The following is a 16200-nucleotide window of genomic DNA, read 5'->3' as shown; positions in this document are numbered from 1 at the left end:
GCACTATTCTTGGTGCCTGTGCGTGCGTTGCTAATCTCCAATCCGAATTCGACCAGTAACACTGCTCGACGTATGCCCGGCGTTGTGCGGGCGCTTCGCTCGGTCGAGGGGATTCGCTTGACATCCATGTTTACCGCCTACCCTGGCCATGCTGCGGAAATGGTGGCGGGTAAAACGGTTCGCGATTACGACGTCATTATTTCTCTCGGCGGCGACGGAACCATTAACGAGATTGTCAATGGGCTCATGAACTCCAACCCATTCTCCGCACTGCCTGCCACTGACCTGCCTGTCATCGCGACAATTCCCACCGGCAGTGCCAACGTTTTGGCAGGTGCGTTGGGTATTCCCCGCGACCCCGTAGATGCCGCGTGGTACATCGCAAGTCTGCTGCGCTCCCGAACCCGCAGCACTATCAGCGTTGGACATGCAGCGGAGCGATGCTTCGTGGTCAATGCCGGTATCGGCATCGATGCGGAAGTCATTTCCACCATGGAACAGCTCCGACAAAACGGTACCCGCGCCAAAGCCGTGCGCTATTTGCCGGCAATTTTCACCGCATGGAATCAGTTGCGCAAAAGCCCGCCACAAATCACCGCAACTATCGACGGCACGGAGTTTGGCCGTGATCTCGCAATGGCCGTGGTGTCCAACTCCAATCCCTGGACATTCCTCGGCGACCTCCCCATCGTCACCAACCCCACTGTGTCCCTACGCAGAGGCCTGGGCTTTTATGGCTTCACTTCCCTGAGGGGAGTGACGGGACTTGTCGCCGCAGCCAATTTGGCCGGTTTCTTCACCCGACTGCGTTCCCCCTTCCACGTCGAAGCCCGCGAACGACGCGTCGACAACGCCCAGCACATCGAGCTCACCGCTACTGCCCCACTTCGTCTCCAGTTGGACGGCGAGTACATCAATCAGTGTGAGTCCCTCAACATCCGTGTTAAGCAAGGCGCTATCAGTTTTGTGGCGCGTGCCGACGATTACACCGAGGACCAGTTCACCAAGAAAGTCGCTACCCGCCCCGTGGACGAGCGCTTGCTCGTTGTGGTGACCAAAAAGGTCATGGATCGCACACGCCGACTGTTCAGTACTAGCCAAAAGACCGAGACAAACCCGACTTAAGCTGCAACTGTTTACTGACAAGCCAACAAAAATGCGCCATACACCCTCACTACTGCAATTACCAAAACTAAAATCACCCCCACAAGGGGCTAGTTTTGACCTGGCGTTTTAACCAAAACTTCACTTTTCTGTGAGGTTTGGCACTTTTATTCATTTTGCTCTTTACGAACCGCCCCAGTCGTGAAAACATGTAAATCGTCAGCGAGACAGGCACGCAGTTCACTGGTTGTGTAACCATGCAAGTCTCGCCTTTTTAGGCGCAAACTCTTTGGTGAGTCCCCACTACCTTTCACGTCGTATAGGCGATGGAACAGGTGGCCCCTCCCAAGATGCCTAATACCCCTGGGCAACCGGGAATGAACCCCAACCTTCGTTGAGATACGGCGATTTGTCGTGTCTGACGAAATCCATTTCCGGAGCTGCCTTCCCGCAAGGAAATTTAACCCTGCCCTCACCCGGGGCTCGTAATGTTTTAGGAGTTTGTCATGGATTGGCGTCACAAGGCCGTTTGTCGTGAAGAGGATCCGGAGCTGTTCTTCCCGGTCGGTAACTCCGGCCCGGCCCTCGCCCAGATTGCTAAGGCCAAGGTCGTTTGCAACCGTTGCCCTGTTACTGCTCAGTGCCTGGCCTGGGCACTTGAGACCGGCCAGGATGCAGGTGTCTGGGGCGGCATGAGCGAGGATGAGCGTCGCGCACTGAAGCGCCGTCGCAACCGCGGCCGCACCCGTCGCACTCGCACCAGCACCACGGTCTAATTAAAGGACTTACCCTCGTACCGTGTAATCTATACCGGTTGATACCTGTTTAACCCGATAGAAAGAGAGCCCAGCTATGAGCAAGCGTGGCCGTAAGCGCAAGGACCGCCGTAAGAACAAGGCTAACCACGGCAAGCGTCCGAACAGCTAAGTTGCCCTTAGTTGCAGCAGTCTTAGCCATCACCGGCTAAGACATCTCACTCCACTCCAGCACAACTCGGTATTGCACCGAGGGACGGGGTGGAGTTTTTTATGCCTCCAGCGGATACCTCAACGGGTAGCAGATTTGAAAGTGACTAGGTTTATGACACATGAATTGAATTCACCCGCGGTTTTTTGTCATAAACCTAGTCACTTTCAACACCTTTTCGATGCCTCGTCGATACCGCATCCTCGCTTTCCGGATTAACGATCCGCCGGAACCTTACCAGCGAGTTTGGAGCCCAAACCCCACCGGAGTAACGTCTGAAAATAGAGCTTTTACAGCAGCTCCAGCTAGGTTGCTCGAAAGCAATGGGGCTATAGCTCAGTTGGTAGAGCGTCGCGTTCGCAATGCGAAGGTCAGGGGTTCGATTCCCCTTAGCTCCACAAATAGCTCCACAAAAATATCCCAGGCCACATCACCGTGACCTGGGATTTTCCCATTACGCATTACCGCATTACCGTATTACGCAACATCGCATTAAGCATCAAAGGAATACGCGCCAAAAGATGACGCACCAAAACCTAGCCGCCAGCAGCTACTTGCGGTACTCCACCCGCGTATAGGACACACGAATCCGAGTGGTAATGCGCTGACGGAGGTCCTCAGGGGCAGGTTGCTGGCAGCACCGGCGCAGCAGCCGTCGTATAGCTTGCTCGGAACCGAACTCTTCCAAGCACTGAGGGCATTTGTGAATGTGTTCCTCGAGAAAGCGGCGTTCCTCCGAATCACACTCTCCATCCAAAAATGCGTGTAGGCGCGAGTGGACATCCTGACAGAAAGCATCTTCACAGGCGTGCCCGCGCTCTGGCGTCTGCTCCATATCTTGGCTCGACTCTCGGCTCATCGCGGAGAATCTCCCTTCTCTTCTTTCAAGAATCCACGTTCCACGGCTACGTTGTGCAACGCGTCTCGGAGCTGTTTTCTTCCACGGTGGAGCCGACTCATCACAGTTCCGATGGGCGTGCCCATGATTTCGGCGATTTCCTTGTAGGGCAATCCCTCGACATCGGCGTAGTAGACCACCATCCGGTAGTCCTCTTTGAGGCTCATCAAAGCGTCACGAATTTCCTCGTCAGGAAGCTTTTCCAGCGCTTCAACCTCAGCAGAGCGCAGCCCTATCGAAGTGTGCGACGCGGTTTCCGCGATCTGTGAATCCGTGATGTCATCGGTGGCGTACTCGGCAGGACGACGCTGCGCCTTGCGGTAGTTGTTGATGTACGCATTCGTCAGAATGCGGTAGAGCCACGCTTTCAGATTCGTGCCCGGTTTGTAGGAGCGGAAGCCCTGAAAAGCCTTGATATAGGTCTCCTGCACCAGGTCTTCGGCATCGGCGGGGTTGCGCGTCATCCGCAGCGCCGCTCCATAGAGCTGATCCAAAAGCGGCATGGCGTCACGCTCAAAGCGCTGCGCAAGCTCCTCATCCGACTCATCAGTCCGGATGGCCGATGTTCCTGTCTGATCACCTGACATGCTACCTATCCTAAAACATCCGCACCCACGAGTCGGCCAGACCCCCGTCACCAGGCATTTCGTCGCGTAGCTGCACTGGTGTGCAACGATGGGAAATTATGTCGAAGAAGTCCGCCAAGAAATCCGCTGCCGCCACCCCGGCAATCGCCGTCTGTCAGAACGCCGGAATCGACTTCCACGTTCACCAATTCCCCCACGGCAGCGACAACTTCGGCGAAGAGGCCGCCTCTTGGCTACTAGAGCATCTCGGAGTCGAGCCCGAACGCATCTTCAAAACTCTCATTATCGAGCTATCCGGCAAACGCACTGGGCTGGCCATCGCCGTCGTCCCCGCCACCGGAATGCTCAACCTCAAGGCCGCTGCCGCGGCTGTCGGGGCTTCCAAGGCCACGATGGCCGACCCCCATGACGCGTCACTTGCCACCGGCTACGTTCCCGGCGGCATCTCCCCGCTTGGCGGTCGCCGCAAGCTCCCCACCGTCATTGATGAGACAGCCACTCTCGCCGACACTGTGTTTGTCTCCGGTGGTCGCCGCGGGTGGGACATCGAACTGTCACCCGCTGATCTGGTTTCGCTTTGCGACGCCACGGTCGCCGACATCGCCCGCTAACCCTGCGGCTACTCCTGCAACCTCCCCGCTGATACGGCCTTAAAACAGCTCCTCGTTGTGGCCGGGTGCTGCTCCATCGGGCCCATTCAGCAGGTGCGGCCCTTCATTCGCAACATTGCCGACGGCACGGTTGACCGGTCGGATGGTCAGCTTGTCCACCACTTCTGCGCTGGTCATGCCAACATCTCCGTCTGCTGCCCAGGCCGAGAGATCCAACCAGTCACTGACTTCGTCGTCGGCAAGCACGCGCGGCATACGATGATGAAGATCCGCGAGCTGTCCCACGGCGTCGGTGGTGAGAATTGTGGCGGAAACGATATCGCCCCAGCGCGCCCACAGCCCCGCGACGGTGAAAAGCGGTGCGTCATCGCCGAAGCTGACGAAGTAGGGCTGGCGATTCTTCCACTCATACCAACCGTTCATGGGGATTGCGCAGGGCAGGCCATCCCGGAAAGTCGGTTTGGACTGCCAGGTTTCCGCACGAGCATTGAAGAAAGGTGTTGTTGGCACTTCGCGGGCCCACTGCGGAATTAAACCCCAGCGCACGGTGGCAGCAATGGTTCCTGTGCGGCCGGGGTGCTCGCGGGCAAGAGCAACTATTGGCATGGTCGGTCCGATGTTGTAGCGGGAGGTGGGCAACGGGCCGTCGGCACGCACGGGCGCCAAACCGGGAATCTCAGCCGTGGTGCTGAGCAGTTCTTCGGCGACTGTGAAATTGACGAAACGACCACACATACCAACTGATTGTGCCGTTGACTCCCCCTCTAGTCGAGGTATGGAGTGAAAGTGTTCCATAATTGGTTGTGTGTGTTCCCAAAATCAGAATTGGTCCGCCCCTACTGTAAGTGTCGACGGTGCCGAGGCCGGTCGACAGCCTTTTAGCGCCACGGTGCAGATTGCCGGCTCGAAGTCGATTACGAACCGTGCCCTTGTCATCGCGGCGATATCTTCGACACCATCGGTTATCCATGGTGCTCTGCGCTCTCGCGATACCGATCTTATGATTCGCGCACTGCAGGCCCTGGGAACTGACATCAGTGCCGACTCGACATATTCGGGTGCCCCGAACCACACGCTCCGCGTCACTCCACGCATGCTTCGCGGTGGTGTCGTGGAATGTGGTCTCGCAGGTACGGTTATGCGCTTCGTGCCACCTATCGCAGCTCTTGCGCAGGGGTCGGTGTTCTTCGAAGGCGACGTAGAAGCCAAGGCTCGCCCGATGTCGGCCGTGCTGGATGCCCTGCGCAGCCTCGGTGTGAACATCGCGGGCAATGGGCTTCCCTTCACGGTCAATCCGCAGGGTCCGAATCAGGGCAACCGCCTCGGTGACTCGGTCCAGGAGCAGGATCTGCCGGACATCGGCGGCGAAGTGGAAATTGACGCTTCGGCTTCGAGCCAGTTCGTCTCTGGTCTGTTGCTGTCAGCACCGCGCTACGGCCGTGGCCTGGTACTTCGCCCGACCGGTGAGATTCCTTCCCGCCCGCACATTGACATGACCCTGGACATGCTTCGCGAGGCCGGTGTGCAGGTCGAGGAGACCACGGCCGACACACCTGAGGGACCACGCACAACGTTCACCATTCACCCGACCGAAATGATGGGTCGTACTTGGCAGGTCGAACCCGACCTGTCTAACGCCGCCGCTTTCCTGGCCGCTGCGGCTGTCACTGGTGGCAGCGTCACCGTGCCCGACTGGCCAGAGCACACCACGCAGCCGGGCGACCGCATCCGCGAGATCCTCACCGCTATGGGCGCTACCGTGACGTTGAACCGTCTCGAGAGTGACCGCACCAGCCTCACCGTCGTGGGCCCAAAGCCGTCGGAGCTGCGCGGAATCACGATGGACATGTCCGAGATTGGCGAGCTGACCCCCACCGTCGCGGCCATCGCCGCCTTGGCCACTACCCGCACCGAGCTGACGGGTATCGCACACCTGCGCGGTCACGAGACCAACCGTCTCGCCGCGCTCACCACGGAAATCAACCGTCTCGGCGGTCGCGCCACCGAGCTTGACGACGGCATTGCGATCGACCCCGTTCCGCTCCACGGTGGTCTCTGGCACAGCTACGCCGACCATCGAATGGCCACCGCTGGTGCCATTGTTGGTCTGCGCACGGAGGGCGTGGAAGTCGAAAATATCGGTACCACTGCTAAGACCATGCCTGGATTCGATCTGCGCTGGCTGGAGATGCTCGGACTGGCCTCCCCCAGCCCTAGTTCGTTGGAAAAGTCAGTCGAAGCTCGACTTGATGGTGTGGACAACGGAACCGAGGCAGGGAAATAACAGTGGCGGCACGCAGGCGTGGACGGCAATGGGACGAGTCCGATGTACGCATCCGCCCCGGTAAAGGGTCGCGGCCACGGACGAAGGATCGCCCCCGCCACGCCGATGCCCACTGGGGCATGGTGGTGACCAAGGATCGTGGTCGTTGGGGTGTAGTCCTCGATAACAACCCTGATGTTGCAGTGACATGCATGCGTGCCCGCGAGCTCGGCCGCACCAATATCGTTGTCGGTGACCGTGTCGGTGTCGTAGGCGATGTCAGCGGCCGTGCGGGCACACTGGCCCGCATCGTCAAGCTGGCAGAGCGCAGCACGGTTTTGCGTCGCACCGCCGATGACAATGACCCGTATGAGCGCATCGTCGTGGCCAATGCCAGCCTGCTGCTCATTGTGTGCGCAGTCGCCGATCCTGAACCTCGCACCGGTTTTGTCGAACGCGCGCTGGTCGCGGCCTACGCCGGCGGTGTCCGCCCCGTGCTCTGTCTGACTAAATCCGATTTGGCCGACCCAGAGGAATTTGCCGGGGAGTTCTCGGCACTCGGAGTGGATGTCGTTGTCTGCGGTATCAACGATGACTTGGCTCCCTTGTCAGAGCTCATCGATGTCCCCGGACGAGTGACAGCTTTGGTTGGGCATTCCGGTGTGGGGAAATCGACCCTTGTCAACCGGATTGTTCCTGAAGCCAACCGTGAGACCGGCGAAGTTAGTGGTGTGGGTAAGGGCCGCCATACCTCCACGCAGTCGGTGGCGCTGATGCTGCCGTCGGAAAGCGAAGACAGCGCGACGTCGTGGATTATTGATACCCCGGGCATTCGTTCCTTTGGTCTGGCTCATGTGACACCGGAGACGCTGCTGGCGGCGTTTCCAGATATCCAGGCAGCGACAGATGAATGCCCACGTGGTTGCACCCATTTGGGGCCGCCCGCGGATCCAGAGTGCGCCCTCGACAAGCTGGAGGGAGTTCAGCACCGTCGAGCGATGGCCGTGCGTCGCCTGTTGAGCGCCATCAGCGACAACGAGGATTGGGAGCTGGACATTGAAAGAGACTAGCCACACCGATTCTGTGGAGACGCCCGCTGAAGCCTCGGCTGGAGCTGAGGCGGACAACGCGGGCTCCGGTCTCTACCCCGCTCCCGGCAGTTGGATTCGGCTGTGTATCTACACGCTTATCGTGGGTCTTGCGACAGGACTCGGCGCAGCCGGCCTCGCACTAATAATGCACGGCATCGAGTACGCGGTCTACGGGCAGCACGAGGGTGACGTAGCGGTCGTAACCGATGGCACCACTGGTTTACAGCGCTTTGTCGGAATTGTGTTGGCGGGGCTGATTGCAGGACCAATCTGGGCAGCTCTTCGCACAAAGGCGAAGCCTGTTGAAAGCGTTGAAGCGGGCATGCACGGCCGCCCCATGCCTGTGTGGTCAACTCTTGTCAATGTGTTTTTGCAGATGGCGACCGTCGCTGCAGGTGCATCCATGGGACGCGAGAATGCCCCGCGTGAGCTCGGTGCAATGGTGGCCTCGCAGATGTCGCATCGACTGCGCATCGATCCGCTACACCGCCGTATTCTGGTCGCAGCAGCAGCCGGTGCCGGCCTGGGGGCGATTTATCACATCCCGTTGGCTGGAGCGGTTTTCTCGTTGGAGATTCTGCTGGGCTCACTGAGCATTACCGCGGTGATGGTGGTGCTGGCGTGTTCAGCCATCGCCACGGTGACGTCGGGCATCGTGGTCGGCAGTAGCCCGCTCTACAGCCCAATAAATCTCTCGGACGGCTGGGGCAACCTCGGGGCAGCACTGCTCATCGGTGTTATCTGCGGTGCCATCGGCTACGCATTTCGCATTCTCAGCTCGCGGATGTCGGACACAGCACCGACTGGCTGGCACTCTGCCTGGGCCATCCCCCTCGCATTCACACTGGTTGGTGTGATTTCACTGTGGGTTCCAGAAGTGTTGGGCAATGGCCGTATCGCTGCGACCACAGTTCTCATGGATCGCCCGCTGCTGGGTTTTGCAGTCATCCTGCTGATTGCGAAAGCTGTCGCGGTTCTCGTTACTTTCCGTTCGGGGGCCGTCGGTGGGCTCTTGACTCCCGGCTTTGCCCTTGGCGCGCTCAGCGGTTTCATCGTCGGCTGCTTCGTACAGCCATTGATGCCCTCAGTTCCGCTGAGCGACTTTGCGATTCTCGGCGCGGCGGCCTTCCTGTCGGCGTCCATGGCAGCTCCACTTTTCGCACTGATCGTGACAGTGGAGTTTACCGGCCAGAATTCCTCGGCTTACTTAGCGCTCTTCCTCGCTGGTGCAACTGCGACGCTGACCGTGACCATGATTCGCGCCTGGCTGCGGCTGCCCCACAAGCAATCAATGCCATGGAACCGCGAACCGGCAGTCGCGGCTGCGGTCCGCAAGCGGGTCGAGGACTAACCGCGCGCAGCAGTGTGCGTCGAGCGACCTGTGTAGGCCCGGACAATTTCCCGGACACCTGGGCGAAGACGGCGGAGCATTCGCAGGCCCGTCGCTAAGCCCTTGCGTTGCGGGGAACTGGACTGGAGCTCCGCTTCAACCTGCGGATATTTCTTGAACGCCGCCTCCGAACGTACCTCTGGGGCGTTGTCCGGGTCAGCGACTAAGAAGCGATCCGGCAGCGACAACTTCAGCAGCGTGCGCTGGACCTGGAAGAACTGCTTCGGGAACGACCCCGTGTTGTATGGCAGGTCGTATTCCCGGCAGATCTGCTGAACCTGCTTCGAAATCTGCGCGAGCCTGTTGGATGGCATGTCCGGGAACAGGTGGTGCTCAATCTGGTAATTCAGATTTCCCGAGAGCACCGACAGCGCCAGCCCACCGTGGAAGTTCGCCGAGCCCAGCATTTGGCGCAAATACCACTCGCTCTTGTCCTCGGTGTTGTACTGCTCCTTGGTGAAAGTCTCGGCATCATCCGGGAAGTGTCCGCAGAAGATGACGGCGTAGGCCCACAGATTACGGGCTAGGTTGGCCATCATGTTCGCAAACGCCACTTCGCGGTAACGCGAACCCGCCATCGCGGGGAAGAGAACGTAGTCTTTGAGCACCTGGCGCCCCGACTTGTTGAGCACCTCCATGAGCTGCGGTCGGGCCTCATCCCAGGATTTCTTACCTGCGAACACGCGCCCGAGCTCGACGTCGTAGAAGGCCACTGCCCATTGGAAAAGGCTGGCCAACACCACGTTTGTCACCGGCTGCAGCAGCGTCGATGGCTTCCAACGGCGGTCACGAGTCACCCGGAGAATGCCGTATCCCACATCGTTGTCCATACCGAGCACGTTGGTGTACTTGTGGTGGACAAAGTTGTGGGAGTGCTTCCACCCGCTGGATGGGCAGGAATTGTCCCACTCCCAGGTGGCCGAGTGAATCTCGGGGTCATTCATCCAGTCCCACTGACCGTGCATGGTGTTGTGTCCGATTTCGAGGTTTTCCAAAATCTTTGCCAGCCCCAGCGCTGAGGCACCCGCCCATTTGAAACCCCAGTGCGCGGTGTTCTTCCACGACTTCGGCAGCATCCCTAATTTGTTTAAGGCCATGCCTGCCGTCGGCACCATCAGCAGACCTCGACCAGTCACCTCAAGGGTGCGCTGAATGCGGATGAGCGTGCGGATGTAGCGAGCATCCTTCTGTCCCAGCGAATCGCGGTGTTGCTTTTCGATTTCCTCAAACCGACGCCCAATCTCTGCGACGTCTTCTTCGCTCAAGTGCGCATACGATGCGATATCGGAAATTGCCATGGGAAGGGTCCCAACTCCTTTAGGTAGTTTCTCCTGGTTAATGCAGGTTGAGATAGATGTGGGGCGAACTTACAGTTCGATACGCGCGTGCCCCGCCGGCGCACAGACGCACGTTCGGACCCGCTCCCCCGCCACAAACGTCGCACCGGTGCGGATGTCCCGTGCTGCGCCGTCGGAGAGCTGCTGCACACACGTCGCACAAATTCCCATCCGACAGCCGTACGGCAGGTCAACCCCGACGCTCTCTGCCGCCTCCAGGATGGTGGTTGCACCGTCTACGCCGATATCGCCTCGGCTGCCGAAACTCACCGTGCCGCCGATCTCCCCCGCCGCCGAGCGGTCAACGGTGAAACGTTCCGTCCGCAGCCCGGGAAACTCCGGCTCAAGGTTTTTCAGCAGTTCAACCGGACCACAGGCATAGGCGCTTGCCGACGATGCCAGCGCTCCAAAGTCAGCAATGATGTCGGTAACCGCCGCAGCGTCAATCCGCGGCTGCGTCTCCGTATTCCGGGCATGCAGGCGATACTTCAACGCGCTAGTAGCACTGCGCTGTTCCAGCTCGCGAAGCTCATTGACAAACACAGCTTCTGCCTCGCCGCGGTAGGAGTGAATGTGCTCGACTTCCACTGAGGCATTGCGAGCTGAAAGATCACGCAGCATGGAAATCACCGGAGTTACGCCGGAGCCTGCGGTAACAAACGCAATGCGGGCTGGGAGCGGCTCCGGAAGATGGAAATCCCCAGCCGGGGCAGCCAGGCGGACGACAGTACCCGGCTTGACATTGGCGACGAGGTGTTGGGACACGTAGCCGTCGTTGAGCGCACGGATGTTGATAGTCAGCAGCCCGTCATGAGGCCGCGGCGCATTTGTCAGCGAGTAGGAACGCCACAGGTATTTCCCCTTGACCTCTACGCCAAGTCCGATGAACTGGCCTGGCTTGAAGTCTGTTGGCATCCCCCAACCCGGACGGATTATCAACTCTGCTGAAGTAGGAGATGTGGGATTGATGGCCTCAATCTGACCGCGCAGCTCGCGACTTGACCACAGCGGATTTAGCAAATGCGTGTAATCATCGGGCAAAAGTGGCGTGGATAAATGCTTGAATACCCGGGAAACTTTGGTCTTAAGCCCCATTTTTGGCCCTCCTGACTGTCACGGGCGAACAAGTAATAACGCTGTTCATCAGTAGGCATGCCCCACCCGATTCATTATTACGTGTCCGTAGGTTACTTAGACGTAGACTACGGAGCGGTAAGTTATTGGTCAAGAGAAACAAATGATTTTGACACAAATAGCGAAATTGTCATTACCCCCACTCCCGTGCGAAACACCCCCTTTGACATGGAGCTTATCCACACAAAACAATCCCGTCTTTTATACCCCCACTGAAAACACTTGTGCCATACAAAAAAGGGGCTGGGTTCCTAAACCCAGTCCCCTTCTTTAACGCCGAGCACGCGCTACTACAGGAAGTCGACCACCATGCCGAGCTCAGCTACGTCGTACCACGCCAGCGGGATCTCCAGCGCATCGCCGACAGTGAGCTCCGCATCCTCGTCACCGAGATCTGCCTTATCGACGGCATCAATCGCAGCCTCAACCTTGCTTTCCGCCTCTTCCACATCAATGTGGAGAGCTGCAACGTCGGCAAGCGAAATTGGGCCGCCGACCTTAACCACAGCATCTCCCATATCCGACTGCGGCTCCGCCTCCACATCAACGGAAATGACCACTCGACGGTGCGGGAACTTCTCTTCTGCGGCATCGAGCAGACGGAGCGACGCACGCGCAGCCTCATCAAAGGCTACGTCTGCCAGTTCCTCATCATCGCCCTCAGTAAAGAAATCGCGCAGCGCTTCAGTGACAGCAAAGCCCCAACCACCGCGGGCGTGGAAGAGCTCATCCTCCTTAAGCGCCTCAAGCATGGAGAAAGTCGCTGGGATATAGACGCGCATTAGAACTCGCCCTCGAGACCCAGCAGACCGGCAATCTCGACCACTGCGCGGTCGAACTGCTGATAGAAGACTCCCACCATGCCGTTAGAGACGGCCGCATGGATGTTCTCAATCGAATCATCTACCAACACGCAGTCCCGTGCCGGCAGTTCAATAGCCGCAGCGGCTGCATTAAAAGCCTCTGCCGAAGGCTTCTCATGGCCAATTCCACCAGAGAGCACAACTGCGTCTACCAGGCCCTCATCTTCGAGCTTGCGAATCGGATCCGCCGATGGGCCACCTGGGTCATTCGACAGGACTGCCAGGCCAACACCATTTGCACGCGCCTCTACCAGCAAATTACGCCAACGTGCCTGGTCTTCATCCGTGCCGTCAAGGACACCACAGTAATCGATAATCATTCCGCGCATGGCCTGTAGTTTATCGCATGACCTGCACGTTTGCCTTTTTTCCAGTTCAGCGTGTTAATTGGCTGTTCGTTACGCCCATTTGTAGACGACCAGAACGGCCTTGACGGAAACCGATAGGACCATTAACAGCGAAACACTCAGCCCATTTCGCGACTGCGCCTTCTCCACAATCCCCCCACGCCGGCCGTGAATTCCCCTTCACAAGCTGCACACTTAAAGCACTTGTAGGACAATGGTCTTCAGCAAGGGGGAACTTGCCAATGGAGAGTTTTTAGGGGGATTAATCCATGGCACCAACGTCTCACGTACCAAAATCTCAGACACCGATGCCTTACGCGCTGTCGCACGCCGCTGAGCACCGCTCCAGTGGCAGGGAATCCATTGAACCGGCAACGGGCTTTTCGCTTCTCCACACAATTCAACTCGGCCAGTCAGCTAATGCCGCCGCCTCTCAAACCGCAAAAGTGGCACCGACCTACAGCGGATGCTCGGCTGCCACCGGAGCCGCTGTCATGACGGCATTACCGCCCGTCGCGGCCGCTCCTGCTGCAAAAAAGACGCCGCAAACACCGCACGTCGTCCAGCACTGTGAACAGAATCTGAGACAGGAGCTTGGCACGATTACTCGCCGCGTCTTCGACATCATCGCGGGTCGCAGGCGAGTCAACGATCTACGTCGCATCAATATCGACCCGATTATTCACGCTGCGATACTCACGCTGTCGAAAAACACCAGCCTCAAGGGTGTCGCGTTGCAATCCTTTCACGCCAGCGCTTCCGCGGACAGCAAGAAGGTCGAGTTCCTGGGTAGTTGCCGTGTCGGTCCGCGCGTTCGCGCGTTCACGGGCACTTTCCGCCGCGGAACAGCAAAAACGCGGCCATGGACCATGACCGCGTTTCGGGTGCTTTAGTGCTTAGCGACGGCGCTTGCGAGCCGCCTTCCGACGCTGCGCTCGGTTGCCCTCAGACTCTTGATCCACGCGCTGCTGCTCTGCACTGCCGTCCTCGCTGGGGCCGGAGTAAGTCATCTGCTGATTTTGCTCAGCAGCTTCCGTTGGCAGAGCTGGAGCCTGGTTCTCCTGCCCCTCGGCGTTTTCCACTGCGGGCATAACCTGCTTACGGATCAGGAACAACTGACGAACCGATTCTTCCTTGATGCCGTCCATCATCGCGGTGAACATGTCGTAGCCCTCACGCTGGTACTCCACCAGCGGGTCAGCCTGGGCCATGGCGCGCAAGCCAATGCCCTCCTTGAGGTAGTCCATCTCGTAGAGGTGCTCGCGCCACTTCTGGTCCATGACGTTCAGGATGGTGAAGCGCTCGATGTTGCGCATCTGGTCGTCGCCGCCAATTGCGGAGACCGCATCCTCAAGCTGGTCGTAGCTGGCCGAGATGTCCGTGTGCAGAGCCTTGGACAGCTCATCGGCCGAGAGGTCACCTGGGGTACCGAAGTCAGAGCCATCAATAAGCTCTTGCGCCGTAAACGTCGGGCTGTAGAGCTGCTCAAGGGCATTCCACAGCTCGTCGAGGTCCCAATCCTCCACGTAACCGTCAGCGGTGGCACCGTTGACATACGCATCGACGACGTCGTCCTGCATGTCACGGACCTGAGTCTTCAAATCCTCACCTTCGAGGATGCGACGGCGCTCAGCGTAGATGACCTTACGCTGCTGGTTCATAACCTCGTCATACTTCAGAACATTCTTACGGATTTCGAAGTTCTGGCTTTCCACCTGAGCCTGAACGCTCTTAATGGAGTTGGAAACAACCTTGGAGTCAATAGGAACGTCATCCGGGACATTCAGAGTGTTCATCAGCGCTTCCATGCGCTGACCGTTGAAGCGAACCATGAGATCATCGCGCATGGACAGGTAAAAGCGGGTAACGCCCGGGTCACCCTGACGACCGGTACGACCACGCAACTGGTTGTCAATGCGGCGTGACTCATGACGCTCAGTACCCAGGACGTAGAGGCCACCGGCCTCACGTACCTTGTCAGCTTCTTCCTTCGACTGCTGACGAACACGCTCAATCTCAGCGTCCCACGCCTCTTCGTACTCTTCCGGAGTTTCCACCGGGTCCAGACCACGAGAGCGCAGATTCAGGTCAGCGATAATGTCCGGGTTACCGCCCAGCACGATGTCAGTACCACGACCGGCCATGTTAGTTGCCACGGTAACGCCTCCGAGACGACCCGCCACTGCGACAATCTCAGCTTCCTTCTCGTGGTGCTTAGCGTTCAGCACAGAGTGAGGAATACCTTCGCGCTGCAGGAGCTTGGAAAGGTACTCGGATTTCTCGACTGACGTCGTACCAACGAGAACTGGCTGCCCCTTTTCATGGCATTCGCGGATGTCTTCGACAACAGCGGCGAACTTTGCCTCCTGCGTCTTGTAAATCAGGTCGGGCAGATCCTCACGCTGCTTCGGGCGATTCGGCGGAATCGCCATGACATTCAGCTTGTAAATCTGGTGCAGCTCAGCCGCTTCAGTCTCAGCCGTACCGGTCATACCGGACAGCTTGTCGTAGAGGCGGAAGTAGTTCTGGAGCGTAACGGTTGCCAGCGTCTGGTTCTCGTTTTTAATCTCCACCCCTTCCTTGGCCTCAATTGCCTGGTGCATGCCCTCGTTATAGCGACGGCCTGCCAGCACGCGACCGGTGAACTCATCAACGATGAGAATCTCACCATTACGGATAATGTAATCCTTGTCGCGGGTGAACAGCTCCTTGGCCTTCAGGGCATTGTTCAGGTAACTGACCAGCGAAGAGTTTTCCGGAGCATACAGGTTGGCAATGCCCAGCTGATCCTCAACGAATTCAACACCCTCTTCACGAATACCGATGGTGCGCTTTCGCTCATCGACTTCGTAGTGAATATCGCGCTTCATACGCGGCACAATCTTGGAGAACGCCAGGTACCAGTGCGGATCGCCATCTGCCGGACCGGAAATGATTAACGGAGTACGGGCCTCGTCAATCAGAATCGAGTCAACCTCATCGACGATGGCGAAGTGGTGCCCACGCTGCACCAAATCGTCGAGCGAATGCGCCATGTTATCGCGCAGGTAGTCAAAGCCGAACTCGTTGTTCGTGCCGTAGGTGATGTCGGCAGCATAGGCCTTGCGGCGCTGATCCGGGCTGAGCTCAGAGAGAATCACGGAAGTCTCAAGCCCCAGGAAGCGGTGGACTCGACCCATCCACTCCGCGTCACGCTTAGCCAGGTAGTCATTAACCGTAACGACATGAACGCCCTTGCCTGCCAACGCATTGAGGTATGCGGGCAGCACACAGGTCAGGGTCTTACCTTCACCAGTACCCATCTCGGCAACGTTGCCGAAGTGCAGTGCCGCACCGCCCATAACCTGGACGCGGTAGTGCTTCTGCCCCAGCACGCGCCAGGATGCCTCGCGCGCCGTGGCGAAAGCATCCAGAAGCAAATCGTCTACATCGGCACCGTCAGCCAGCTGCTTCTTAAACTCCTCGGTCTTGGCACGGAGTTCATCGTCTGAAAGAGCTGCGTACTCGTCTTCCTTGGCGATGACCTGATCTGCAATATTGCCAAGCCTCTTGACAGCGCGGCCTTCACCAATGCGGAGCAACTTGCTGAGCGAAAACACTAAATTGGGA

General features: G+C 58.3%; 16 protein-coding genes and 1 tRNA gene. 9 read left to right on the top strand and 8 right to left on the bottom strand.

The window, feature by feature from the left end; genetic code table 11:
* Positions 1 to 18: 18 nt before the first annotated feature.
* The 4 genes from HMPREF2751_RS10300 (at position 19) to HMPREF2751_RS10290 (ending at position 2468) form a co-directional block, all read left to right on the top strand.
* Positions 19 to 1125 carry a diacylglycerol/lipid kinase family protein gene (locus tag HMPREF2751_RS10300; protein WP_246823228.1) on the top strand — a complete coding sequence of 369 codons (1107 nt, stop codon included), beginning with the start codon at positions 19 to 21 and terminating at the stop codon, positions 1123 to 1125.
* Between the two features lie 485 nt (positions 1126 to 1610).
* Positions 1611 to 1880, top strand: a complete 270-nt coding sequence (locus tag HMPREF2751_RS10295) for a WhiB family transcriptional regulator (protein WP_016422223.1) — start codon at positions 1611 to 1613, stop codon at positions 1878 to 1880.
* A 76-nt stretch (positions 1881 to 1956) separates the two neighbouring features.
* Positions 1957 to 2031 (top strand): 50S ribosomal protein bL37, encoded by a 75-nt coding sequence (locus HMPREF2751_RS11050; protein ID WP_014300525.1) that lies wholly within the window; start codon positions 1957 to 1959, stop codon positions 2029 to 2031.
* Between the two features lie 364 nt (positions 2032 to 2395).
* Positions 2396 to 2468: transfer RNA gene (locus HMPREF2751_RS10290), tRNA-Ala, on the top strand.
* A 152-nt stretch (positions 2469 to 2620) separates the two neighbouring features.
* On the opposite strand, the gene rsrA is transcribed toward HMPREF2751_RS10290, so the two are convergent.
* Together rsrA and HMPREF2751_RS10280 are read right to left on the bottom strand one after the other, a co-directional pair.
* Positions 2621 to 2905, bottom strand: coding sequence for a mycothiol system anti-sigma-R factor (gene rsrA, locus HMPREF2751_RS10285; RefSeq protein ID WP_070595982.1), 285 nt, complete (start codon positions 2903 to 2905; stop codon positions 2621 to 2623).
* A gap of 20 nt (positions 2906 to 2925) precedes the next feature.
* Positions 2926 to 3555 carry a sigma-70 family RNA polymerase sigma factor gene (locus HMPREF2751_RS10280; protein ID WP_016422221.1) on the bottom strand — a complete coding sequence of 210 codons (630 nt, stop codon included), beginning with the start codon at positions 3553 to 3555 and terminating at the stop codon, positions 2926 to 2928.
* 98 nt (positions 3556 to 3653) lie between these two features.
* On the opposite strand from HMPREF2751_RS10280, the gene ybaK reads away from it, so the two are divergent.
* Positions 3654 to 4166, top strand: a complete 513-nt coding sequence (gene ybaK / locus HMPREF2751_RS10275; protein ID WP_049193314.1) for a Cys-tRNA(Pro) deacylase — start codon at positions 3654 to 3656, stop codon at positions 4164 to 4166.
* A 39-nt stretch (positions 4167 to 4205) separates the two neighbouring features.
* On the opposite strand, the gene HMPREF2751_RS10270 is transcribed toward ybaK, so the two are convergent.
* Entirely contained in the window at positions 4206 to 4901 is a 696-nt protein-coding gene (locus tag HMPREF2751_RS10270) for an SOS response-associated peptidase (RefSeq protein ID WP_069359461.1), read from the bottom strand.
* Positions 4902 to 4971: 70 nt separating this feature from the next.
* Here HMPREF2751_RS10270 and aroA point away from each other — a divergent pair, with 70 nt between their 5' ends.
* Genes aroA through HMPREF2751_RS10255 form a run of 3 tightly spaced genes read left to right on the top strand, consistent with a single transcriptional unit; the run spans position 4972 to position 8871 of the window.
* Positions 4972 to 6450, top strand: a complete 1479-nt coding sequence (gene aroA / locus HMPREF2751_RS10265) for a 3-phosphoshikimate 1-carboxyvinyltransferase (protein WP_070595967.1) — start codon at positions 4972 to 4974, stop codon at positions 6448 to 6450.
* A gap of 2 nt (positions 6451 to 6452) precedes the next feature.
* The gene (gene rsgA / locus HMPREF2751_RS10260) at positions 6453 to 7499 is read left to right on the top strand and encodes a ribosome small subunit-dependent GTPase A (RefSeq protein ID WP_016422217.1); all 1047 of its coding nucleotides are present in this window, start codon (positions 6453 to 6455) and stop codon (positions 7497 to 7499) included.
* Positions 7486 to 8871 carry a chloride channel protein gene (locus HMPREF2751_RS10255; protein WP_070595966.1) on the top strand — a complete coding sequence of 462 codons (1386 nt, stop codon included), beginning with the start codon at positions 7486 to 7488 and terminating at the stop codon, positions 8869 to 8871. Before rsgA ends, HMPREF2751_RS10255 begins: the two co-directional genes overlap by 14 nt.
* Here the strand turns inward: HMPREF2751_RS10255 and HMPREF2751_RS10250 are convergent.
* The 4 genes from HMPREF2751_RS10250 to HMPREF2751_RS10235 all read right to left on the bottom strand — a co-directional run bounded on the left by HMPREF2751_RS10250 (position 8868) and on the right by HMPREF2751_RS10235 (position 12573).
* Positions 8868 to 10208, bottom strand: a complete 1341-nt coding sequence (locus HMPREF2751_RS10250; protein WP_070595965.1) for a fatty acid desaturase family protein — start codon at positions 10206 to 10208, stop codon at positions 8868 to 8870. The two genes, HMPREF2751_RS10255 and HMPREF2751_RS10250, sit on opposite strands and share 4 nt — an antisense overlap.
* A 69-nt stretch (positions 10209 to 10277) precedes the next feature.
* Positions 10278 to 11342 (bottom strand): flavin reductase family protein, encoded by a 1065-nt coding sequence (locus HMPREF2751_RS10245; protein WP_070595964.1) that lies wholly within the window; start codon positions 11340 to 11342, stop codon positions 10278 to 10280.
* 329 nt (positions 11343 to 11671) lie between these two features.
* Positions 11672 to 12163 carry a DUF6912 family protein gene (locus tag HMPREF2751_RS10240; protein WP_049172814.1) on the bottom strand — a complete coding sequence of 164 codons (492 nt, stop codon included), beginning with the start codon at positions 12161 to 12163 and terminating at the stop codon, positions 11672 to 11674.
* Entirely contained in the window at positions 12163 to 12573 is a 411-nt protein-coding gene (locus HMPREF2751_RS10235; protein ID WP_070595963.1) for an HAD-IA family hydrolase, read from the bottom strand. The genes HMPREF2751_RS10240 and HMPREF2751_RS10235 overlap by 1 nt, the downstream gene beginning before the upstream one ends.
* 287 nt (positions 12574 to 12860) lie before the next feature.
* Between HMPREF2751_RS10235 and HMPREF2751_RS10230 the strand changes: the two genes are divergently transcribed.
* Positions 12861 to 13484 (top strand): hypothetical protein, encoded by a 624-nt coding sequence (locus HMPREF2751_RS10230; protein ID WP_070595962.1) that lies wholly within the window; start codon positions 12861 to 12863, stop codon positions 13482 to 13484.
* A gap of 3 nt (positions 13485 to 13487) precedes the next feature.
* Here HMPREF2751_RS10230 and secA read toward each other — a convergent pair whose 3' ends face one another.
* On the bottom strand, positions 13488 to 16190 hold the full coding sequence (gene secA, locus HMPREF2751_RS10225) for a preprotein translocase subunit SecA (RefSeq protein ID WP_049193304.1): 2703 nt from the start codon (positions 16188 to 16190) through the stop codon (positions 13488 to 13490).
* Between the last annotated feature and the right edge of the window lie 10 nt (positions 16191 to 16200).

Source organism: Corynebacterium sp. HMSC063G05 (assembly GCF_001810555.1).
GTDB lineage: Bacteria > Actinomycetota > Actinomycetes > Mycobacteriales > Mycobacteriaceae > Corynebacterium > Corynebacterium jeikeium_D.
The sequence above is the reverse complement of the archived record's forward strand: the minus strand, read 5'-3'. Positions and strand labels throughout refer to the sequence as shown.